Consider the following 21147-nt stretch of genomic DNA (forward strand, 5'->3'; position numbering starts at 1 on the left):
GTACGCGGCAACAATGGCACCGGCCCCGGAGCGTTTCAGGTTTTGCGGTGCATTCCCATCTTAAATCTTGACTAGTAATATCAAGTTTCATAGTCAACCGGGGACCTGCCTCCGCAGACAGGATCGGAATGCGGCGGCGGGGCTGGAGAAATGCCGTGACCATGGCCGAAGCCGATAGCCAGACCGCATTCGATATCGATGCCGTGCGTTTCGCCGTCGGCGAACGGACGCTGCTCGGTCCGGTCTCGCTCGAATTGCGGCGCGCGCGCGTCTACGGGCTGATCGGCCATAACGGTTCGGGCAAATCGACGCTGATCAAGCTTTTGGCGCGCCAGCAGCCGGCAAGCTCCGGCGCCATCACTTTCGCCGCACGGCCGCTATCGCAATGGGGCGCGCGCGAGCTGGCGCGGGCTCTTGCCTATCTGCCGCAGACGACGCCGGCGGCGACGGGCTTGACCGTGCGCGAGCTGGCAACGCTCGGACGCTATCCATGGCATGGCGCGCTTGGCCGTTTCGGCGCCGAGGACAGGCGCCATGTCGAGCAGGCCCTTATGCTGACCGACATGGAAGGGTTCACTGAGCGGCTGGTGGATGAATTATCCGGCGGCGAGCGCCAGCGCGCTTGGCTGGCCATGCTGGTGGCGCAGAATGCCGGCGTCATGCTGCTCGACGAGCCAATCTCGGCGCTCGACATCGCGCATCAGGTCGAGGTGCTGGGCCTGGTCAGGGAGCTCAGCCGCAAGCGCGACCTGTGCGTCGTCGTGGTGCTGCACGACCCCAACATGGCGGCGCGCTACTGCGATGAGCTGATCGCGCTGAAGGACGGCAGGCTGCTGACGCGCGGCACACCGAGCGAGATCATGCTGAGCGATGTGCTCAAGGACATTTTCGGCGTCGAGATGGGTGTGTTCGCGCATCCCGTCACTGGCCAACCCGTCGGCTATGTGCAGTGAAGTCGTCGCCGGCGGTTGCAGGAACCGGCAAGCGGCTGGCCGCCGTGAGAACAAGGAAGAAGCTCATGTCGAGATATGGTTTGTTGGCGGCGTTGGTCGCATCGCTTGTCCTGGGGGCGACCGGCGCCACGGCCCAGGAGCAACCGGCCGGCTCTTCTCCAGCGGTTGAGGCCCCTGCCGCGCCGGCACAAGCTGCACCGGCTGCCATGGCGCCCGTGCAGCCAGCCGGCCAGCCGAGCGCGACAACGCCGGCCGAGGTCGCGCCTGCCGGGACGATGGACCTGAACCTGCCGAATGACCTGTCGCCATGGGGCATGTTCAAGGCCGCCGACATCATCGTGAAGGCGGTGATGACTGGATTGGCTTTCGCGTCGCTCGTCACCTGGACGATATGGCTGGCCAAATCGCTGGAGATTTTCGGCGGCAAGCTGCGCCTCCGCCGTGCCGTCCGCGCGATCGGCGATGCCGCCACGCTGAAGCAGGCGAGCCGCGCGCTCGACCGCTGTGGCGATCCCGGCGCGCTCCTGGTGCGGGCAGCGGAAGAAGAGGCCGCGCTTTCGGCCAATGCGCTCGACCACGTCGGCGGCGACGGACTGAAGGAACGGGTCAGCTCGCGCCTGTCGCGCATCGAGGCGGCTGCGTCGCGGCGCATGTCGCGCGGCACCGGCCTGCTGGCGACGATTGGTTCCACCGCGCCTTTCGTCGGCCTGTTCGGCACCGTCTGGGGCATCATGAACGCCTTCATCGGCATCTCGCAGGCTCAGACCACCAATCTCGCCGTGGTCGCGCCGGGCATCGCCGAAGCGCTGCTGGCCACCGCGATGGGTCTGGTCGCGGCAATCCCAGCGGTGGTGATCTACAACGTTTTCGCCCGCTCGATAGCCGGCTACCGGCAGATCCTCGCCGACGCCTCGGCCGGCGTCGAACGGCTGGTCAGCCGCGACCTCGATTTCCGCACGATAGCGCCGGCGACAGCCTTGGCGGCGGAGTAGCGGGAGCGACGCCATGGGGAGCAGAATTCGACAGACCCTGGACGACGACCTCGAGGAAAGCCACGAGATCAACGTCACGCCCTTCATCGATGTCATCCTTGTGCTCCTGATCATCTTCATGGTCGCCGCACCGCTGGCGACGGTGGATGTCAATGTCGACCTGCCCGGTTCGACCGCGACGCCGGCGCCGCGACCGGAGACGCCGCTGTTCCTGACGCTGAAGAACGATCTCAGCCTGGCGATCGGCAACGACACGGTGCCGCGCCCGGCTTTTGCCGCCACGCTCGACAGCCGCACCAAGGGCGACAAGCAGACGCGGATATTCCTGCGAGCCGACAAGGCGGTCGCCTATGGCGAGCTGATGGAGGCGATGAACCTGCTGCGGGCCGCCGGCTATCTGAAGATCGCGCTGGTCGGCCTGGAGGCCGCGCCGGCAGGTGATATCGCCGCACCGGCGCCAGGCAAAGCGGCCGCTCCATGACGCCATCCGCCGCCTCGCCCACGGTGGTGCTGTCGCGCTTCGACTGGCGCGACCTTGGCCTATGGGCATGCGCGGCGGTGCTGATGCTTGGGGCTCATGTCGCGGTCGCGTATGCCGTGCAGAATTTCAATCCAGTCGACCTGTCGGATGGCGGACCGCCGCCGGCCCTAGTGGTCGAGATGGCGCCGATGATGGTGACGCCGTCGGTGCCCGAACAGGCCGCGATGCCCGACGCGGCCATTCCCGACCGGGCCGAGCCAGTCGAACAGACCGAGAAGGCCGCCGAGGCCGAGCCTGACAAGATGGTCGAGCAAGCGGAGCCTGTTACCGAGGCCGTGATGGTGCGGCCGAACGAGCCTACGGAGATGACGAAGGCCGAACCGGTCGAACAGCCGCCGCTGGAACAGGTCGTCCCCGATATTGTCGAGACCGTCGCGCCGGAGGCTGTCGTTCCGCTGCCGCGGGCAAAGCCGACGGAACGGCGCAAGGAAAAGAAACCGGCCGAAGCCAAGGTTAAAAAGCCGGTCGACAAGCCCAAGCCAAGGCCGAAGAAGGAAAAGGCCGAGCCACCGAAGACGGCAAGTGCCGCGAGAGCCGAGGCCAAGCCTGCCGCCAAGGCGGCGGCGCCGAGATCGGCGGCCGGGTTCTCGGGTGTCAGCCCGGCCAAATGGGAATCGCGGCTGACGGCGTGGATCAATCGCCACAAGCGCTATCCGAGCGCCGCGAAATCCCGGCGCGCGCAGGGCAATGTGAACGTGACTTTTACAATGGACCCATCCGGCCGGGTCCTGTCGGCCCGGGTCGCCCGTTCGTCCGGCGATGCCGAACTCGACCGAGCAGCACTTGCGGTGCTGCAGGGCGCGACCGTGCCGGCGCCACCGGCGGAACTCGGCCCGCGCGTCAGCCGTACAGCGCCATTCGTGTTCAGTTTGCGGGACTAATGCCCCTCAAATCCGTGCCAGCCGTCCCGCAAGCCCGACAATTGCATCGCGCTACGCTGTTCTTGGCTGAGCGTGGTTGTCTTTCGGGTGTGCCTTGGGGTGCATCGGATTGCCGCTGAGCTGCGCGTGTCGTGCCGGCCGTGCGCCGCGCAAGACGTCGAAGGCTTCGGCATAGGCCATACCGAGCAGATAGGAGATCATGGGGAAGCGGCTCGCTTCGGCCATCTGCACCAGCTCATTGGTCATCGTCGCGATATATTGGAGACTGTCGAGCTCTGACTGACGTAAGGCCTGATTTGACATGTTCTGCTCCTGTCATCGAATGAACTTTAGGGAATGCGTACTGGCTGCACTAGATGTACTACGCCGGCTAATTGATCGATCGACCGGCCGAATGCGGATCAAGTTCCGGGATTGAGAGGGTCAACGCATAGATGGGCGCGTCGGTGAGGCTGTCGAGGCCCAGAAGGCGCTTGATCGCCGAATGGCTCAGCGCCGCCGGGGGGCAGGCCGACAAGCCGTGCCTGGTTGCCGCCAACATCATGTTCTGGCCAATGTTCACTTTCCTGGTCATTTTCGTCCCTTTCCCCGACCCCCAGGGATCTGTTGAAAGATCCCGGAAAGGGATCCGCGGGAAGAAAGGTAAGGTCGGAAGAGTTACTGGTTTGTTAAAACTGTAGTAAATCAGCCATGAGCTAAAATATCTTTCTTGGCTAGAAAGTCTAAAAAAATCGATTTTACTCGGTTATGGAGTAGGCAATCGCTGGCATACGCTTTTTCGGGATATTCTTGTTCTTATTCAGCGTAAGCAAGCGGCTAACCCAGCCCGTCCCGAGCGAGGCTGACGACGAGCTGGTCGAGGCTGGGATCATCGAGCCTGACGACATGCGCCATGCGGATCGCATGCCTGGGCCGGATATTGGACCTATCCTGCCGCATGATGACCGACACGAATGCCGGCCCGGCTTCGGTCAGAAGCATGGCCTTGCCTGTCAGCACCGGTTCGGAGATAGGCGCCCATTGCACCGAGATCAGCGACGGCTCGCCTGTCTGGCGGCGGTTGACGCCGCTGAAATAGATCCAGTTAAGGCGCGAGATCGCCACGCCATAATGATTGCCGCGTGCCCGCGCCCATGTCGAGCGATGATGCTCCGACCATCCGGTGACCCTGCGGAACGTGACCAGCTCGGCTTCGCGACGCACGAAGGTGATCGCCCGCACCAGCAGATCGGATCTGCCGGGGATCGAAAAATAGGTGAAATAGGTGCCGCCCGCAATCGACGGAGCGGGCGGCCGGATCATCTGGGTGAACAGGCTTTCGGAGATCGGCGGCAGACCGGGAGCCGCGGGCGAGGGGGCGCCGGGGTCCCGGTACAGCTCGGCTTCGTCGACGCGGAAATAATCGCAGATCAGCTTGGCGGTGGCCTTGTTGGGCACGGTCTGCCCTTGCAGGTAACGCTCGAATTGTGTGCGGTTGATGCCAAGCTCGCGGCATACCGCGCTGACAGAAGCATGGTCCTTGCAGAGCCGCCTGAGATTTGCAGCAAGATTCTGGCGAATGGACACTAGTTTGCTTTCGCAGGCGGATACTTCATTTCGACTCGGAATCCGTATAGCGCTTTCGGTCGCCCCCGCCGAAACGCCCTGTCACAACACACAGAAAAAACTGATTTGAGAACGCCACTCTAATGGGGCGGCTTCCAAAAAAAATAGCGCCTACCGGACACCGGCCATCGCCATAAGTCCAATTGACAACCATTTCGCCTCGGAAACGGCGAAATGCCATTTGGCCATTTTTGGGGGGATCGGGGCTACGCCTTGCATCGCGCCGTGGCGGATGCCGGCTGCGCCTTGCCGGGACGGTCAAAAGCCGGACGATTATTCCGCTGGTGGAGCTGAGGAGGATCGAACTCCTGACCTCGTCATTGCGAACGACGCGCTCTCCCAGCTGAGCTACAGCCCCGTCCAGCGGATGGCGCATTTATCGGGCGCCGCGGTTTCCTGTCAAGGCGGCGCTTCACCGAAAACCGGCTGCCGGTCGCGTGGCGGAACCCTGCCCTTGCCGGTTTGGCGCGTAATGGCTACATGTCGGCAACAATTGGAGTCCGGCATGCTCGCCCTCATTCAAACCATCGTCATGGCGCTCGACCTCTATTGGTGGGTCATCATCGCCTCGGCGATCTTTTCCTGGCTCTACGCCTTCAATGTCGTCAACTCGCGCAACCAGTTCGTCGGCAGCATCGGGAACATGCTCTACCGCCTGACCGAGCCGGCGCTGCGGCCGATCCGCCGCTTTATGCCCGATCTTGGCGGTATCGACATCTCGCCGATCATCCTGTTGCTGATCCTGTTCTTCCTCAGGCAGTTCATTCTCACCACGGTCGCACCGCTGCTGCTGGCCTGACGATCGCATGAGCGCGCCGTTCCGCATGCGCGAGAACGGCGTCGATCTGTTCGTGCGGCTGACGCCGAAGTCTTCCGTGGACCGGCTCGACGTTGTCGAAACATTGGCGGACGGACGAAGTCACGTGAAGGCGCGGGTCCGCGCCGTGCCGGAAAATGGCGCCGCCAATCAAGCGCTGGAGAGGCTGGTCGCCAAGGCGCTGGGTGTTCCGGCATCGGCCGTTTCGGTCGTCGCCGGCGGTACGGCCCGCCTCAAGACGTTGCGGATATTGGGTGATCCGGAGGCGCTGGTAACAGGTGTCGAAGCGCTTTTCCAAAATTGAGATGCAGGCGGGACATCGCCCCCTCTGCCCTGCCGGACCCGGTCCTGCGCTGTCGCTCCGGGTGGTCGTCGTTCGGAAAGCCAAGCAATTGGCTTCCCGTCCGCCGCGCGGACCACTCCTTATCCCCCCTTGGGGAGAAATTGGCGGTTTCGGCGCCGGCTCGTCAATCGCCCAGCGGCAAACGCGGGTCGTCGACCTTCAGCGTGTTCACGCTCTGCTTGATGCGGCGCAGGTTCTCCAGCACCTTCGGTCCGCGTGTCTCGGCGACCGAGGTCACGATCATGTCGACGATCGCCAGCAACGCGTAACGTGACGATGTCGGCTTGTAGATGTTGCCGTCCTCGAACGGCTGCAGGTGGATGACAGTGTCGGCGACCTTGGCCAGTGCGGAGTCGGGCGCGGTGACCGCCACCGTGGCGGCGCCATATTGTTGGGCGACCTGCACCGCCTCGATGACCGAGCGCGCATAGCCGGAGACCGAGAAGGCGACCACCGTGGTGTCTGGCGTGGCAACGGCGGCATACATGCGCTGCAACTGTCCGTCGATCTGTGCCAGAACCGGCAGGCCGAGCCTGAACAGCCGGTTCTGCATTTCGGTCGCCATCATCGAGGAAATGCCACCCGAACCTATGCACAGCACATTGCCTGATGCCGCAAGGCGCGCGGCGACGTCGACCAGCGTCGTCATGTCGAGGTTCTCGCTGGCGCGCTGGATGGCTGTAACAGCCGCTTCGGTGATGGCCGAGGCAATGCGCCGTTCGCGGGCGTCGCGGCTCAGTGGCTCCGGCGACAGATACTGGCCGCCGATGGCGATGGCCTGGGCCAGGTAGAACTTGAAGTCGCGCAACCCCTCGCAGCCGAGATTGCGGCAGAAGCGGGTGACCGTCGGTTCGCTGACGCCGACCCGCGCGGCGATCTCGGAGATCGCGGCCTTGGAGGCGAAGTCGAGGTCGGACAGGACGAGGCTCGCCAGCCGGCGATCCGACTTGGTGCCGTCCTGCGACATCAGCTGCAGCCGCGTGATGATATCGGCCGGGGTCTTCATATCCGCGTTTCCGTCGTCATCTCAGCGGCAGGCCTGTCGCCGTGTCGAACAGATGGATGTTGCCGGGGTCGACCGAGACCGGCAGCAGGTCGCCCGGCCGCACCGGCACCCGGTCGCGGAACACGGCGCGCACCGTATCGGTGCCAATGGCGCCGTAGACATGGGTTTCGGAGCCGGTCGGCTCGACCACGTCAACCTTGAGCGTCATGGCGTCGGTGGCTTCACCGACGATGAAATGCTCCGGCCGGATCCCCGCCTCAACGGCACTGCCTGCCGGCACCGGGTCGCCGGCAAGCGCAAGCCGGCCGCCGCCGACCGACTCGAACCAGGTCGTCCCGGGCGTCGTCTTCAGTGCCCCGGACACAAAACTCATCGACGGCGAGCCGAGGAAGCCAGCGACGAACTTGTTGGCCGGCCTGTCATAGAGCTCCAGCGGCGGCCCGACCTGCTGGATCCTGCCGCGGTCCATCACGACGATGCGGTCGGCCATGGTCATGGCCTCGATCTGGTCGTGGGTGACGTAAACTATGGTGGATTTCAGCCGCTGGTGCAGCGCCTTGATCTCGGTGCGCATCTGTACGCGCAACTGCGCGTCGAGATTGCTGAGCGGCTCGTCGAACAGGAACACCGAGGGTTCGCGCACGATGGCGCGGCCCATAGCGACACGCTGGCGCTGGCCGCCCGAGAGTTGGCGGGGATACCGGTCGAGATAGGAGAACAGGTTGAGGACGCCGGACGCCTTCTTGACCTTCTGGTCGATGGCGGCGCGGCTCTCGCCCCGGATTTTCGGACCGAAGCCGATATTGTCGGAAGCCTTCAGGTGCGGGAACAGCGCGTAGGATTGGAACACCATGGCGATGTTGCGCTGCTGCGGTGGCAGGTCGTTGGCGCGCGTGCCACCGATCAGGAGGTCGCCGGAACTGATGGTCTCCAGGCCCGCCAGCATGCGCAGCAAGGTCGACTTGCCGCAGCCGGACGGGCCGACGAGCACGACGAACTCGCCGCTCTTGATATCGAGGCTGATCTCCTCGAGGATCTTGTGCTGGCCGAAGGATTTCGAGAGGTTGCGAAACTCGACGTCGGTCATGGTCACGCTCCCAGTATGTCGTCGATGAACGGCAGGCAGCCGGCGGTCAATCCCGCATCCACGGGCATCACCACGCCTGTTATGCCCGAGGCGCGGTCGGAGGCAAGGAAAGTCACCGCTTCGGCGACTTCGGAGGCGTTGACGATGCGGCCGAGCGGATAGAGCCGCTGCAGCTTGCCGATTATGTTAGGGTTCTTGGCAAGGCGATGGTCCCAGGCGGCGGTGCGAATCGATCCGGGGCAGACGACATTGGCGCGCACGCCGCTACGGCCGAGCTCGACGGCGATCGACTTGGCATAGGCGTTGATGCCGGCCTTGGCGGCGGCGTAGGCCGGATTGCCGAAATGCGCGATGGCGTTGACGGAAGAAATGAAGACGACGCTGCCCGAACCGCGTGCAGCCATCGCCTTAACCAGCGGGTCGGCGAAAGTCATCACACCGGTCAGGTTGAGGTCGAGCTCATGTTCGATCGTGTCCGCCGTCAGCGCATCGAGCGTTTCGGCGCGCGTCCAGCCGGCATTGTTGACCAGGATATCGGGCACGCCGTCCCGGTCGAGAACGGCGGCGATCCCCGCCTCGATGGAAGCCCGGTCGAGAAGGTCGAAGACATGCCGCGAGGCAAGGTGCGGGCTCGCCAGTGCCTCCTCTGATTGGTCGCAGCCGACCACCCGCGCGCCCCTGCTGGCCAGCAGTGCGACGATCGCCGAGCCAAGGCCGCCACCGGCGCCGGTGACGACGGCGGTCCTGCCTTCGAATTCGGCTCTCGAAACCACGGCGCTTGCTCCTCCCGCAGGTCAGGCAGATGCCGGAGAGGCTAAAGAACAGGATGTAATTAAGCAACATATTAATCCGCTTGCGCGCGGCGAATTCATCGATAATGTAGGAAAGTCACATAAATCTTGTGCCGGCACCGGCACAAGGAGCGCGAATGCGCGAAACAAATGGGGAGAGATCGGATGAACCTTGCGAAATGGACTGCCGGCCTGATGGCCGGAATGGGCATTCTGGCCTTCGCGGCGCAGGCAGAGGCCGGCGAAGTGCGGGTTACCGTCGCCGAATACAGCGCCAAGACCGGTTCGTATTTCGAGCAGGTCAAGAAGGAGTTCGAGGCGAAGAACCCTGGCATCACGGTCAAATTCGAGGTGGTGCCGTGGGATGTGCTCTTGCAGAAGCTGACCACCGACATCACCGCCGGCACCAACGCCGATCTCTCCATCATAGGCACGCGCTGGCTGATCGACTTCGTCCAGCAGGACGTCGCCGAGCCGCTCGACAGCTACATCACGCCCGAATTCAAGGGTCGCTTCATCGACACCTTCCTGTCGCCCTCGATCATGGGCGGCAAGACCTACGGCCTGCCGATCGCCGCCTCGGCACGCGCCATGTATTACAACAAGGAGCTGTTCGAGAAGGCCGGCATCGCCAAGCCACCGGCAACCTGGACCGAGTTGCAGGAGGATGCTCGCAAGATCAAGGCGCAGGGTGCCTTCGGTTTCGGCCTTCAGGGCAAGGAGATCGAGACCGACGTCTATTACTACTACGCGATGTGGTCGCAGGGCACCGAGATCCTCAACAAGGACGGCACGTCGGGCCTGAGCACGCCGGGCGCGCTCGAAGCGGCCAAGCTCTACAAGTCGATGATCGACGAGGGGCTGACGGAGCCCGGCGTCACCTCCAACAATCGCGAGGACGTGCAGAACCTGTTCAAGCAGGGCAAGGTCGGCATGATGATCACGGCGCCTTTCCTGTCCAACCAGATCAAGGACGAGGCGCCGAGCCTCAAATATGGCGTGGCCGCCATTCCGGCCGGTCCTACCGGTGCGCGCGGCACCTATGGCGTCACAGACTCCATGATCATGTTCAAGAACTCCAAGAACAAGGACGAGGCCTGGAAGCTGATGGACTTCCTGTTCGCCACGGAACAGCGCGCCAAGTTCACGCAGGGCGAAGGCTTCCTGCCGGTGAACAAGGAAGAGGCCAAGATGGACTATTACGTCAACAACGCCGACCTGGCCGCCTTCACCGCCCTGCTGCCGGATGCCCGTTTCGCGCCGGTCATCCCAGGCTGGGAAGAAGTTGCCCAGATCACGTCGGATGCCATGCAGAAGATCTATCTCGGCGGCGATCCCGAGGCAGGCTTGAAGGAAGCGGCGGCGAAGGCCAACGCAGTGCTGAAGAAGTAGGGGCCGCGCCCCACAAATAGGGCGTATCTCCCTGCGCCCGTGGCGCGCCCCCGACTCAGGTGGGGCGCGCCACATTTCCAAACAGACATTTGGCTGCGCTCCACGTAATAACGAAGACTGACAAGCAACCACTTTGGACGAATTGTCGACGTCAGCGCCGCCCCTCATTGCCCTGCCGGGCATTTCTCCCCGTATAGAGACGGGGAGAAAGGGCGGCCGGCATCTCGGAGCCCTTTCTGGACGCTGGTGACTGGCGAAAGCGGTAATGAAAGCTCCCCTCTCCCCGTCTCTATACGGGAGAGGATGCCGGCAGGCAGGTGAGGGGCGGCGCCGACGCCGGGGAAGAGTTCGAAACCGAGCGCCTGGGAAGAACAGGTCAACTGGCCAACCAGTGCTACTGATGCCTCGCAACGCGGTGTAAAATCAGCCGATGCAAAATCGCTTCCTGCCCTACCTCCTGACCTTGCCCAGTCTGTTCCTGGCGGCGGTGGTCATCTTCTGGCCGGTCTGGGACCTGATCCAGATCGCCACGCATGACGTCAATCGCTTTGGTCAGCTGCGCGAGTTCAGCGGTCTTGCCAATTTCGCCGCGCTGGCCGCCGATCCCGACTTCGTCGCCGCGCTCTGGCGCACGGGGCTGTGGACGGTGCTGGTGGTCGGCGGAGCGCTGCTGCTCTCGGTCCCGGTGGCGATGATCCTCAACACCGATTTCTATGGGCGTGGCCTTGCCCGCGTCATCATCATGCTGCCCTGGGCAGTGTCGCTGACCATGACGGCCGTGGTCTGGCGCTGGGCGCTGAGCGGTGAAAGCGGCATGCTGAATTCGGCGCTGATCGGACTTGGCCTGATCGACCACAACATCCAGTGGCTTGCGAGCGCCGAGACGGCGTTTCCGATGCAGGTGCTGATCGGCATATTGGTGACGGTGCCGTTCACCACGACGATCTTTCTCGGCGGCCTGTCGTCGATCCCGGACGATCTCTACGAGGCGGCGGCGCTCGAAGGGGCAACGCCGCTGCAGCAGTTCCGCGAGATCACCTTTCCGCTCCTGAAACCCTTCATCAACATCGCCATCGTGCTCAACACCATCTACGTCTTCAACTCGTTCCCGATCATCTGGGTGATGACGCAGGGCGGGCCGGCCAACTCGACCGACATACTGGTCACCCACCTCTACAAGCTGGCATTCCGTATCGGCAAACTCGGCGAGGCGTCGGCGGTCTCGCTGGTGATGTTCGCCATATTGCTGATCTTCACCATGATCTATGTGCGCCTTGCCATGCGGGAGCAACGCGCATGAAGGCCAAGCTGAAGCGCACCATCATCGCCTGGCTGCTGCTGGCGCCCTTGATCGTGGTGACGATCTTTCCCTTCGCGGTGATGTTCCTGACAGCGGTCAAGCCGCGTACCGAAGTGCTGACGCCGACTTGGTGGCCGAGCGAGTTCCGGTGGTCGAATTTTGCCGACATGTGGGTGGCGACCGGCTTCGGCCGGGCGCTGGCCAATTCGCTCTACGTGTCTGTCATCGCCACCGTTGGCGCCATCCTCATCTCCGTCCCGGCGGCCTATGCCATGTCGCGCTTCCGCTTTGCCGGATATGGAGCGTTCCGCCAGTTCCTGCTGATCTCACAGATGATCTCGCCGATCGTGCTGGTGCTCGGCCTGTTCCGGCTGATGGCTGCCTGGGGACTGGTCGAATCGACCACCGCGCTCGGCTTCATCTACATGGCCTTCAACGTCGCCTTCACCGTGTGGATGCTGCAGAGCTATTTCGACACCATTCCGCGCGATCTCGAGGAAGCCGCCTGGATGGAAGGCGCCGGCCGCTGGCTGACGCTGCGAAAAGTGTTCCTGCCGCTCTGCCTGCCGGCGATCGCGGTGACGGCGATCTTCACCTTCATCAATGCCTGGAACGAATTCGTCGTGGCGCTCACCATGCTGCGCAGCCAGGAGAGCTATACGCTGCCGATCCAGGTGTTCTCGCTGGTTGCCGGGCGCTACACGATCGAATGGCACCATGTGATGGCGGCGACGCTGCTGGCGACGCTGCCGGTGGCGATCCTGTTCATCTGGCTGCAGCGCTATCTTGTCCGGGGCTTGGCGCTCGGGGCTGTCAAATAGCAATCCCAGCAATTCCAGGAAAAGTGCCCAGCGGTTATCCGTCCGGAATTGCGAAAACAAGAAGTCCACGGAGTTTTCATGCGTATCTTCACCGCCTCGCTGGCGACGGAAACCAACACCTTCTCGCCGGTGCCAACCGACCGGGCCTCTTTCGAGATGGCGTTCTATGCCGGGCCGGGCAAGCATCCGGAAACGCCGACCCTGTGCTCCTCGCCGATGGTGGCGCTGCGCCGCCGCACGGCCGCCGAAGGCCTGACCGTGATCGAAGGCACCGCCACCTGGGCAGAGCCCGGCGGCCTCGTGCAGCGGCAGACCTATGAGGCGCTCCGCGACGAAATCCTCGGCCAGCTCAAGGCCGCCTTGCCGGTCGATGCCGTCATTCTGGGCCTGCACGGTGCCATGGTGGCGCAAGGCTATGACGACTGCGAGGGCGACCTGCTGGAGCGCGTGCGTGGCATTGTCGGGCCTGAGGTGGTGATTGCCTGCGAGTTCGATCCGCACAGCCATCTGACGCCGAAGCGCGTGGCGGCGTCCGACATCATGGCCTATTTCCTCGAATTCCCGCACACCGATTTCTACGAGCGCGGCGAGCATGTGGTCGCGCTTGGCCTGGCCGCGGCGCGCGGCGAGATCAAGCCGGTCATCTCAACTTTCGACTGCCGCATGATCCAGGTGCTGCCGACCAGCCGCGAACCGATGCGCTCCTTCGTCGACCGCATCAAGGCGCTGCACGGCAAGGACGGCGTGCTGTCGGTCTCGGTCATCCACGGCTTCATGGCCGCCGACGTGCCCGAAATGGGCACGCGCATCCTTGTCGTTACCGACAATGACAAGGCCAAGGGCGATGCGCTGGCGGAGCGGCTTGGACGCGAGCTCTATGCCATGCGCGAAACGACCGCGATGACGATGCTGAGTACGGCCGACGGCATCGATCGGGCGCTGGCCGTGCGCAAGCAAAGACCGGGCAAGCCGGTGGTCATTGCCGATATCTGGGACAACCCCGGCGGCGGCGTTCCCGGCGACGGCACCTTCGTGCTACGCCAGATGCTGGCGCGGGGCCTGGACAAGTTCGGCGTGGCGACGATCTGGGATCCGATCGCGGTGACTTTCTGCCAGGCGGCCGGCGAGGGCGCCGTCATCGACCTGCGTTTCGGCGGCAAGGCCGGCCCGCAGGCGGGCGAACCGATCGATGCACGCGTCAAGGTACTGAAAGCGGTTGCCGAAGGCTGGCAGAGTTTTGGCCCGAGCCGGGTGACATTGGGACCATCAGCGGTGGTGCGCATCGAGGGCACGGAAGTCGATGTGATCCTGAACACTAATCGCACCCAGACCTTCGAGCCGGATGTCTTCTCCAACATCGGCGTCGATCCGCTGTCGAAAGACATATTGCTGATCAAGTCAACAAACCATTTTTACGCCGGCTTCGAGCCGATCGCCGCCGAGATCATCTATGTCGCGGCGCCGAGTTCCTATCCCAGCAATCCGGCGGCGACGAATTACACGAAGCTGACGCGGCCGGTGTGGCCAAGGGTAAAGGATCCTTGGGTCGGCAGCCAAGGACAACGAGGTTAACGTCGGCGCCGACTTCGGCGATTGCCTACACCAATCCGCGCTTGACCATCATCGCTTCCGGCGACGGCATTTTGCCGCGAAACGCCGTGTAGAGCTCTTCCGGATCCTTCGAGCCGCCGGCGGCGTAGATGTTCTTCCTCAGCCGCTCGGCCAGCGCCGGGTTGAAGGGGTCTCCGGTTTCCTCGAAGGCGGCGAAAGCATCGGCGTCCAGCACCTCCGACCACATGTAGGAATAGTAGCCGGCCGAATAGCCCTCGCCGGCGAAGACATGGCCAAAATGCGGGGTGCGATGGCGCATGGCGATCGTATCCGGCATATGCAGCGTCGCAAGCGTTTCGGCCTCGAAACGAAGCGGCTCTTCCGGCGCGTCGGGCCGTGCATGGTAGGCCATGTCCATCAAGGCAGAGGCGGTGAACTCGACGGTGGCGAAGCCGGCGCCGAAGGTGCGCGTGGCCAGCATCTTGTCGAGCAGCGCCTTCGGCATCGGCTTGCCGGTCTTGACATGCAGCGCGTGCTTTTCCAGAACCGCCGGCACCGTCAGCCAGTGCTCGTAGAGCTGCGAGGGCAGTTCGACAAAGTCGCGGCTGACCGAGGTGCCTGACACCGACGGCCAGGTGACGTCGGTCAGCATGCCATGCAGCGCATGGCCGAATTCGTGGAACAAGGTCTTCGCTTCGTCGACCGACAGCAAAGCCGGTTCGCCCGCTGGCGGCTTGGCGAAGTTCATGATGTTGTAGATCACCGGCTTCGAGCCATGGCCAAGCTTGTAACCGGACTTCAGCGCGCTCATCCAGGCGCCGGAGCGTTTTGACGGCCGCGCGAAATAGTCGGCGAGGAACAGGCCGCGCTCACTGCCGTCGGCATTTTTGACCACGAAGACGCGCGCGTCCGGATGCCAGGCGGCGATGCCTTTCTTCTCCTCGAACGTGACGCCGAACAACCGTGTCGCGACGTCGAAGCAGGCGTCAATGACGCGGTCGAGCTGCAGATAGGGTTTCAGCTCCGCTTCGTCGAAAGCGAACTTCTCGGCGCGCAGCTTCTCCTGGTAGAAGCGCCAGTCCCAGGCGGCGAATTTTTCGTTACTGCCGGCCTCGGCCGCCAGACGCTCCAGCTCTTTCTGGTCGGCGGCGGCTTTTTCCAGTGCCCTTTCCCAAACCGGGTCGAGCAGCGCGTGCACCGCCTTCGGTGTCTTGGCCATGGTGTCGTCGAGCTTGAGCGCGGCGAAGGAGGCGTAGCCGAGCAGCTTCGCCTTTTCGGCGCGCAGCTTCAGCATGTCGCGCACCACGGATGTGTTGTCGGACGCACCGCCGTTCTGGCCGCGCATGGTAAAGGCGCGATAGGCGATCTCGCGCAGGTCGCGGCGTTCGGAGAAGGTCGTGAACGGCTCATAGATCGAGCGCGACAGGGTGACGGCGTAGCGGCCCTTCTGGCCGCGCATCTCGGCGGCCTCGGCCATCGAGCTTTTCACGAAATCCGGCAGGCCGGCGAGATCAGCCTCGTCGAGGAACAGCGCCCAGTCGCGCTCGTCGGCCAGCACGTTCTGACCGAAAGTCGTGCCGAGCGACGACAGCTCCTCGTTGATTTTGGCCAGCCGCGTCTTGCCGTCGGCATCGAGCTTGGCGCCGGAACGGACGAAGCCTTTCCAGGTCTTCTCCAGGACGCGCAGCGTCTCGGGTTCGAGGTCAAGGCTCTCGCGTCGCTGGTAGAGATCGTCGATGCGGGCAAACAGCTTCTCGTTCATCGAGATGGCCGAGAAGTGCCGCGACATCTTCGGCGAAATGTCACGCTCCAGGGCCTGGATGGTCTCGTTGGTGTGGGCGCCGGCGCGGCACCAGAAGATCGATGAGACATGATCCAGCGCCTCGCCGCCGAGCTCAAGCGCGGCAAGCGTGTTCTCGATGCTCGGCGTATCCTTGTTGCTTGATATCGCGTCGATCTCGGCCTCATGCGCCTTCAGCGCGGCGTCGAAGACGGGAGAAAAATCACCGTCGCCAATATGGGCGAAATCGGGCAGGCCGAGCGGCCCTCGCCACGCGGTCAACGGATGGGCGGCGAGATCGACGGCTTTCGGAGAAGGCATGGAGGGTCTTTCGCTGGCGTCAGGAAGGAGGGGTGTCACCGATGTAGGGCGCGCTCCGCGAGCCCGCAATATGCCAGTTGGCCGCTCCGCCTCAGTAGCCGTCGCAGTTTTCAGCGATTGCCGCCTGCGAATTGGCGGTGATGCGGTTGTCGCGCACCGCGAAGGTCTCCTGCACCAGCATGTCATTGTTGGGGAAGTCGTAGCAGGCGATCACGGTGGTGACCCCGCCTTCGGTCTTCTCGATGCGGTGGCGGATCGCGGCTCCCGCAACCGCGCCCTTCCATTCGTCGAGCGAGGCGATGAATTCCTGCTTGCTCTGGACAACGCCGAGGTCGTCGAGCTTGATGCGGACGTCGTCGGCGAGCAGGTCCGCCAGCTCGGTGCGATCGGCGACCAGCAGCGCCGAATACCAGCGGCTTATGACGGCGCGGTCGTCGGCGCGAGCGGCAACGATCGCTATCATCAGCGCGGCCGCCGTGAAAACGACCGGCCGGACGCTCATCGCCTGGCGCGCCCTACCGTTCATTCCAGCACCGGCCGCTCGAAATCGCCGGTCTCCTTGTTCATCACCCAGAGCTCGCCGGTCGAAATGTCGAACCAGGCTCCGTGCAGCGACAGCCGCCCCTTGCCCTCGAGGATCGAGACGCAGGGAAAGGTCCTGAGATTGGCGAGGGAGTAGCGGATCGAGATGCGCTCCAGGGCCGTCTGGCGTTCCGTCGCCGTCATGAAGGTGCTGGCCGACACCGTCTCGGCGGCCGGCGCGATCAGGCTCATCCACTTGCCGATGAAATCGCCGGGAGAGAGCGGCGCGGAGTTGGTGTCGAGCGCGGCCCGGATGCCGCCGCAGCGGCCGTGGCCCATGACCACGATATTCTTGACCTTGAGGCTCTGCACCGCGAATTCGAGGGCGGCCGAGGTTGAATGGAACTCGCCGTCCGGCTCGTAAGGCGGCACCAGATTGCCGACATTGCGCAACACGAAGAGTTCGCCGGGGCCGGCGTCGAAGATCGCCTCGGGCGCGGATCGCGAGTCGCAACAGGCGACGATCATGGTCTCGGGCGCCTGGCCTTCGCGGGCGAGCTCGCGATAGCGGCCGCTCTCGGTGAGATAGCGGCCGTTCATGAAATTGCGGTAGCCGGCGAGGAGGTGTTCGGGAAGATGAGGCATGGGCGGCTAAGGCCTTTCCGGGTTGGAGGCGGCAGCTCGTTGCGGTCGAGGAAAGCCTCTAACGGCAAAAACCCGTTACGAGCAATGCAGAATTGTAGGGGCTAGCTATAAATGCCATGCGCCAGAGCGGGACGCCCGCCGACGTTGTCACGCCCAGATGGCGACCGGTATGCCAAAACCGTCAGCGCGAGGCGGGTCGGGAAACGGCTTCGCTTCGCCCTTGGCGATGCGGCCGGCGATCAGCATCATGGCCGCCGCATCGAGGAAATCGTCGGCGGCTGCACCACGTGGCGGCCGCTGGTCAAGGAAATCCATGTCATAGCCGTGCCGGCAAAGCAGCTCCTTGCGCTCCGCCATGCCGGCCGGATTGACGCTGCCCTTGATCTTCTTCGGCAACCGCATGGCCTGATCGCCGTTCAGGCGACAGAAGGCGACTTCCGGATGCGATTCGAAGATGCGGCCGCGCAGTTCGGGCCGCGCGATCAGCAATGTGTCGATCTCGCGGATTTTCGAAAAGATGCCGAAGGCCTGGATGGAAACGCCGCGCGGCGGGTTGGATGTGGCCCAGGCCGCTTCGCTTGCCCTGATATGCGCCGCGTACCAGGCTTCGATCGTGGTGAAGCCGCTGGTATCGGCATAGAGGGCGGCACGGGACGGAATCGAAAAGACGCTGGACTGGCGAGCGCCAAGCAGCGGCCGCACCAGCGCTTCCGGCCCGCGCCCGCCCCTTTGCGAAAATTCCGGTAGACCGATCGGCATGTCAACGGCGACGATCGCGTCATCGGGGATCGCCGCCAGCAGGGCGGTGAACGAAGGGAAGACATCGACCGAAGGCGCCGTGTCCCGGTCACGACGTGTCGAACCGGGTTCGCTCCGCACGGCGATCCAGCCGGCCTTGCAGCCATCGGCGCCGACGAGCACGACCTTGCCCGGGGTCACGCCCGGCGATCCCGCCCCGGATGCGTGAGGTGGCGAAGCTGGACCATGGCCATCGGGTGCGACAGGCTCTGCGCGTCGGTTTCGAGCTGCAGTTCGTCGCCGCCGCGTTTTGCGGTGCGCGCCAGGATTTCGTAGACCGCCGCCGTCGTCGACTGCAGCGCCTTGATCGCCGGCTGGCCGGACAGGATGCGCGCCAGGTAGACCGCTGCCGTCAAGTCGCCAAGGCCGTTCGGCGGCTTGTCGATCAGGCGGTGTTCGGCCAGCAGCGCCTGGGTGCCGTCGAGCAGCAGATTGCCTGTGCCGCCTGACATCATCGACGGAGCCGAGGTGACCAGCATGGTCGACGGTCCGGCGTGGAGTGCGGCCGAGATCACCGATTTCAGATCGGGCAGCGGCGCGCCGGCCATCCATTCCAGCTCATAGCGGTTGGGCGTGGCGATGTCGGCGATCGGCATCAGCCGGTCGCGCATGGCGGCGGCGGTGGGCTCGGGCACGTAGAGGCCGCCGGAATCACCCATCACCGGATCGCAGATATAGACGGCATCGGGCGTCCTCGCCTTGACCGCGGCGACCAGCGAGGCGACCGCCTCGGCCTGGCCGGCCTCGCCGAGATAGCCCGACAGCACGGCCCCGACCTCGCCCAGCCACGGCGCGCGCTCCAGATCGGCCATCAGCGCCTTGAACTGGTCGAGCGGCGGCACGATGCGGGTCGCGCGGCCATGGCCGGGATGCCAGGGCAGGGTGACCGTAGGCACGGCCCAGACCGGAAAGCCCAGTGTCTCCAGCGCGAATACTGCCGCGCGGTTGCCGACGGAGCCACGCGCGACATGGCTGGAAATGACGATGACCGCGTGCGGCGCGTCGGTTTTTTCGGCGCTCATTGTTTCTTGATTCCTAGCTGCCCCGGGTGAGGAAAAGCACGAGCCAGACCATCAGGCCCAGCGCCAGAAGCAGGCCGAGTATCCTGCCAACACGCGTGCCCCAGACTTCGATCGGATCCGTGCGATCGGCATCGGCCGCGGAGACGTGGTCGCGCACGCCTTTCGTCGTCCGTGCCACGAAAGAATTGCCGGCCGGATCGGTCTCCTGCGCGACGCGCTGGAGGATACGGCGCGATTCGCTGTCGCTGTCCTGGCGTTTCGCCATGATGATATCCCGTTCTGATCGAACCTTATCGCGTTCACCAGGCCAATCACAGGGCCTTGCGCGGGCACAATTCATGCCGAGCCTGCTTCAGAGGCCGAGGCCGTTTTCTTGCGCGCCGATTGTGGTAATGCTTCGGATGCAACTTCTATCGAGGGATCCCTTCATGCTTGCCCAGCGCCTTGCTCGACCATCGACATTTCGCACGTTGCCCGCCTTCCTGATGATGGCAATCGTGCTGCCGCTGCTTGCCGGCTGCGGCTACAACACGATCCCGACGGCGGAAGAAAACGCCAGGGCGGCATGGAGCGAGGTGTTGAACCAGTATCAGCGCCGCGCCGACCTCATTCCCAATCTGGTCGAGACGGTCAAGGGCTATGCCTCGCATGAAAAGGACACGCTCGACGCCGTCGTCCAAGCGCGCGCCAAGGCGACGCAGATCACGGTGACGCCCGAAACGCTGAAGGATCCGGAAGCCCTCAAGAAGTTTCAGGATGCCCAGGCCGGGCTGACCAGCGCGCTGTCGCGGCTGATCGCGGTGTCGGAAGCCTATCCCGACCTCAAGGCCAACCAGAATTTCCTGGCGCTGCAGGCGCAGCTCGAAGGCACGGAGAACCGCATCGCGGTGGCGCGGCGCGACTACATCCAGGCCGTCAGGGACTACAATTTGACGCTGAAGACCTTCCCGTCGGTACTGTGGGCGACATTCTGGTTCCGCGGCAACGAGCCCTTCGCCAACTTCACCGTCGACGAAGACAAGATGCAGCCGCCGAAGGTCGATTTCGGCACGAAGCAGGGCGGGTGAACGGCGACTGTCCTCGGAACGAATTCCCGAAAAGACGGACCGCCGGCGTGCAAACACCCCCCTCTGTCCTGCCGGACATCTCCTCCTCAAGGGGGGCGCTGCGGAACGCCTACCTTTCCTTTCTCGGCCTTCTTGCCAGCATCCTCTTCCTCCCGTTCGCCGCCTTCGCTGCCGATCTTCCGGCGCTGACCGGCCGCGTCGTCGACAATGCCGGCATCATCGATGCCGGCACACGTGCGGCGCTGACGCAGAAGCTGGCGGACTTCGAAACCAAGGGCTCCGACCAGATCGTCGTCGCCACCATTCCCAGCCTCGGCGGCGAGGAGATCGAGCCCTACGCCAACCGGCTGTTCCGCTTCTGGAAGCTCGGCCAGGCCAAGGAGAACAACGGTGTCCTGCTTTTGGTCGCGCCAAACGACCGCAAGATGCGCATCGAGGTCGGGTACGGGTTGGAAGGCACGCTGACCGACCTGCACACCAAGCTGATCATCGAGAACGACATGGTGCCGGCCTTCCGCGCCGGCGATTTCCCGGGCGGCATCTCCAAGGCCGTCGACGACATGATCATGGTGCTGGAGGGCAATCCGGAAGAACTGGAAGCGCGCGGCAAGCGCAACGAGCAGGCACCATTCAATTCCGACGACCTGTTCTTCGCCATTTTTATCGGCATCTGGGCGATCATTTTCTTCGGCAGCATCGCGGCCTCGGTCCTGCCGCCGATCTTCGGCCAGAAACTCGGGCCCGGACGCTATCGCTGGCTCGGCATGACCTTCGAGCCGCACCGGCGATCATCGTCCGGCGGCTGGTCGTCCGGCGGCGGCGGTTGGTCCTCCGGCGGAGGGTCCTCCGGTGGCGGTTTTTCGGGCGGCGGCGGTTCGTCCGGCGGCGGCGGCTCCTCGGGAGGCTGGTAAG

Annotated in this window: 24 protein-coding genes and 1 tRNA gene; 12 read left to right on the top strand and 13 right to left on the bottom strand. The window is 64.1% G+C overall.

What is annotated here, in order from left to right; all coding sequences use genetic code 11:
- Positions 1–161: 161 nt before the first annotated feature.
- The 4 genes from FJ950_RS08890 (at position 162) to FJ950_RS08905 (ending at position 3367) form a co-directional block, all read left to right on the top strand.
- Positions 162–953: an ATP-binding cassette domain-containing protein gene (locus FJ950_RS08890; protein ID WP_181166325.1), complete on the top strand. Its 792-nt coding sequence runs from the start codon at positions 162–164 to the stop codon at positions 951–953.
- Between the two features lie 65 nt (positions 954–1018).
- Positions 1019–1945, top strand: a complete 927-nt coding sequence (exbB, locus tag FJ950_RS08895) for a tonB-system energizer ExbB (RefSeq protein ID WP_140616533.1) — start codon at positions 1019–1021, stop codon at positions 1943–1945.
- 13 nt (positions 1946–1958) lie between these two features.
- Positions 1959–2426, top strand: a complete 468-nt coding sequence (exbD, locus tag FJ950_RS08900; protein ID WP_140616534.1) for a TonB system transport protein ExbD — start codon at positions 1959–1961, stop codon at positions 2424–2426.
- The gene (locus FJ950_RS08905) at positions 2423–3367 is read left to right on the top strand and encodes an energy transducer TonB (RefSeq protein WP_140616535.1); all 945 of its coding nucleotides are present in this window, start codon (positions 2423–2425) and stop codon (positions 3365–3367) included. Before exbD ends, FJ950_RS08905 begins: the two co-directional genes overlap by 4 nt.
- Positions 3368–3418: 51 nt before the next feature.
- On the opposite strand, the gene FJ950_RS08910 is transcribed toward FJ950_RS08905, so the two are convergent.
- The 4 genes from FJ950_RS08910 to FJ950_RS08925 form a co-directional block, all read right to left on the bottom strand.
- On the bottom strand, positions 3419–3670 hold the full coding sequence (locus tag FJ950_RS08910) for a hypothetical protein (protein WP_015315110.1): 252 nt from the start codon (positions 3668–3670) through the stop codon (positions 3419–3421).
- A 67-nt stretch (positions 3671–3737) separates the two neighbouring features.
- On the bottom strand, positions 3738–3941 hold the full coding sequence (locus FJ950_RS08915) for a nitroreductase family protein (protein ID WP_246681297.1): 204 nt from the start codon (positions 3939–3941) through the stop codon (positions 3738–3740).
- A 242-nt stretch (positions 3942–4183) separates the two neighbouring features.
- Positions 4184–4933, bottom strand: a complete 750-nt coding sequence (locus FJ950_RS08920) for a helix-turn-helix transcriptional regulator (RefSeq protein ID WP_140616536.1) — start codon at positions 4931–4933, stop codon at positions 4184–4186.
- 321 nt (positions 4934–5254) lie between these two features.
- Positions 5255–5330, bottom strand: a tRNA-Ala gene (locus FJ950_RS08925).
- 147 nt (positions 5331–5477) lie between these two features.
- On the opposite strand from FJ950_RS08925, the gene FJ950_RS08930 reads away from it, so the two are divergent.
- Together FJ950_RS08930 and FJ950_RS08935 are read left to right on the top strand one after the other, a co-directional pair.
- Entirely contained in the window at positions 5478–5771 is a 294-nt protein-coding gene (locus FJ950_RS08930; RefSeq protein ID WP_015315112.1) for a YggT family protein, read from the top strand.
- Positions 5772–5778: 7 nt separating this feature from the next.
- Positions 5779–6093, top strand: coding sequence for a DUF167 domain-containing protein (locus FJ950_RS08935; RefSeq protein WP_015315113.1), 315 nt, complete (start codon positions 5779–5781; stop codon positions 6091–6093).
- 163 nt (positions 6094–6256) lie between these two features.
- Here FJ950_RS08935 and FJ950_RS08940 read toward each other — a convergent pair whose 3' ends face one another.
- From FJ950_RS08940 to FJ950_RS08950, 3 genes are read right to left on the bottom strand one after another with little or no spacing between them, the layout of a single operon-like run.
- Positions 6257–7138 carry a MurR/RpiR family transcriptional regulator gene (locus tag FJ950_RS08940; RefSeq protein ID WP_140616537.1) on the bottom strand — a complete coding sequence of 294 codons (882 nt, stop codon included), beginning with the start codon at positions 7136–7138 and terminating at the stop codon, positions 6257–6259.
- Between the two features lie 16 nt (positions 7139–7154).
- Entirely contained in the window at positions 7155–8225 is a 1071-nt protein-coding gene (locus tag FJ950_RS08945) for an ABC transporter ATP-binding protein (RefSeq protein WP_140616538.1), read from the bottom strand.
- A 2-nt stretch (positions 8226–8227) separates the two neighbouring features.
- Positions 8228–8998, bottom strand: coding sequence for an SDR family oxidoreductase (locus tag FJ950_RS08950; RefSeq protein ID WP_140616539.1), 771 nt, complete (start codon positions 8996–8998; stop codon positions 8228–8230).
- 183 nt (positions 8999–9181) lie between these two features.
- Here FJ950_RS08950 and FJ950_RS08955 point away from each other — a divergent pair, with 183 nt between their 5' ends.
- The 4 genes from FJ950_RS08955 to FJ950_RS08975 all read left to right on the top strand — a co-directional run bounded on the left by FJ950_RS08955 (position 9182) and on the right by FJ950_RS08975 (position 14101).
- A complete protein-coding gene (locus tag FJ950_RS08955; RefSeq protein ID WP_140616540.1) occupies positions 9182–10408 on the top strand; it encodes a sugar ABC transporter substrate-binding protein in 1227 nt (408 codons plus the stop codon).
- A gap of 430 nt (positions 10409–10838) precedes the next feature.
- Positions 10839–11708 carry a sugar ABC transporter permease gene (locus FJ950_RS08965; protein WP_015315118.1) on the top strand — a complete coding sequence of 290 codons (870 nt, stop codon included), beginning with the start codon at positions 10839–10841 and terminating at the stop codon, positions 11706–11708.
- Complete coding sequence (locus FJ950_RS08970; RefSeq protein WP_015315119.1) at positions 11705–12529, top strand: carbohydrate ABC transporter permease; 825 nt, start codon at positions 11705–11707, stop codon at positions 12527–12529. The genes FJ950_RS08965 and FJ950_RS08970 overlap by 4 nt, the downstream gene beginning before the upstream one ends.
- A gap of 78 nt (positions 12530–12607) precedes the next feature.
- Entirely contained in the window at positions 12608–14101 is a 1494-nt protein-coding gene (locus tag FJ950_RS08975) for a M81 family metallopeptidase (protein WP_140616541.1), read from the top strand.
- Between the two features lie 25 nt (positions 14102–14126).
- Here FJ950_RS08975 and FJ950_RS08980 read toward each other — a convergent pair whose 3' ends face one another.
- From FJ950_RS08980 to FJ950_RS09005, 6 genes are all read right to left on the bottom strand, one after another.
- Entirely contained in the window at positions 14127–16181 is a 2055-nt protein-coding gene (locus FJ950_RS08980; protein ID WP_140616542.1) for a M3 family metallopeptidase, read from the bottom strand.
- A gap of 91 nt (positions 16182–16272) precedes the next feature.
- Positions 16273–16707, bottom strand: coding sequence for a nuclear transport factor 2 family protein (locus FJ950_RS08985; protein WP_140616543.1), 435 nt, complete (start codon positions 16705–16707; stop codon positions 16273–16275).
- A complete protein-coding gene (locus FJ950_RS08990) occupies positions 16704–17348 on the bottom strand; it encodes a carbonic anhydrase (protein ID WP_140616544.1) in 645 nt (214 codons plus the stop codon). Before FJ950_RS08990 ends, FJ950_RS08985 begins: the two co-directional genes overlap by 4 nt.
- A gap of 147 nt (positions 17349–17495) precedes the next feature.
- Positions 17496–18287, bottom strand: a complete 792-nt coding sequence (locus FJ950_RS08995; RefSeq protein WP_140616545.1) for a DUF429 domain-containing protein — start codon at positions 18285–18287, stop codon at positions 17496–17498.
- On the bottom strand, positions 18284–19168 hold the full coding sequence (pdxY, locus tag FJ950_RS09000; protein ID WP_140616546.1) for a pyridoxal kinase PdxY: 885 nt from the start codon (positions 19166–19168) through the stop codon (positions 18284–18286). The genes FJ950_RS08995 and pdxY overlap by 4 nt, the downstream gene beginning before the upstream one ends.
- A 13-nt stretch (positions 19169–19181) precedes the next feature.
- On the bottom strand, positions 19182–19433 hold the full coding sequence (locus FJ950_RS09005; RefSeq protein WP_023771802.1) for a hypothetical protein: 252 nt from the start codon (positions 19431–19433) through the stop codon (positions 19182–19184).
- 163 nt (positions 19434–19596) lie between these two features.
- Here FJ950_RS09005 and FJ950_RS09010 point away from each other — a divergent pair, with 163 nt between their 5' ends.
- Both FJ950_RS09010 and FJ950_RS09015 read left to right on the top strand, forming a co-directional pair.
- A complete protein-coding gene (locus tag FJ950_RS09010) occupies positions 19597–20235 on the top strand; it encodes a LemA family protein (RefSeq protein WP_015315127.1) in 639 nt (212 codons plus the stop codon).
- A gap of 98 nt (positions 20236–20333) precedes the next feature.
- Positions 20334–21146, top strand: coding sequence for a YgcG family protein (locus FJ950_RS09015; RefSeq protein WP_181171174.1), 813 nt, complete (start codon positions 20334–20336; stop codon positions 21144–21146).
- Position 21147 lies beyond the last annotated feature (1 nt).

This window comes from Mesorhizobium sp. B2-3-14, assembly GCF_006442175.1.
In the GTDB taxonomy this organism is placed as follows: Bacteria; Pseudomonadota; Alphaproteobacteria; order Rhizobiales; family Rhizobiaceae; genus Mesorhizobium; species Mesorhizobium australicum.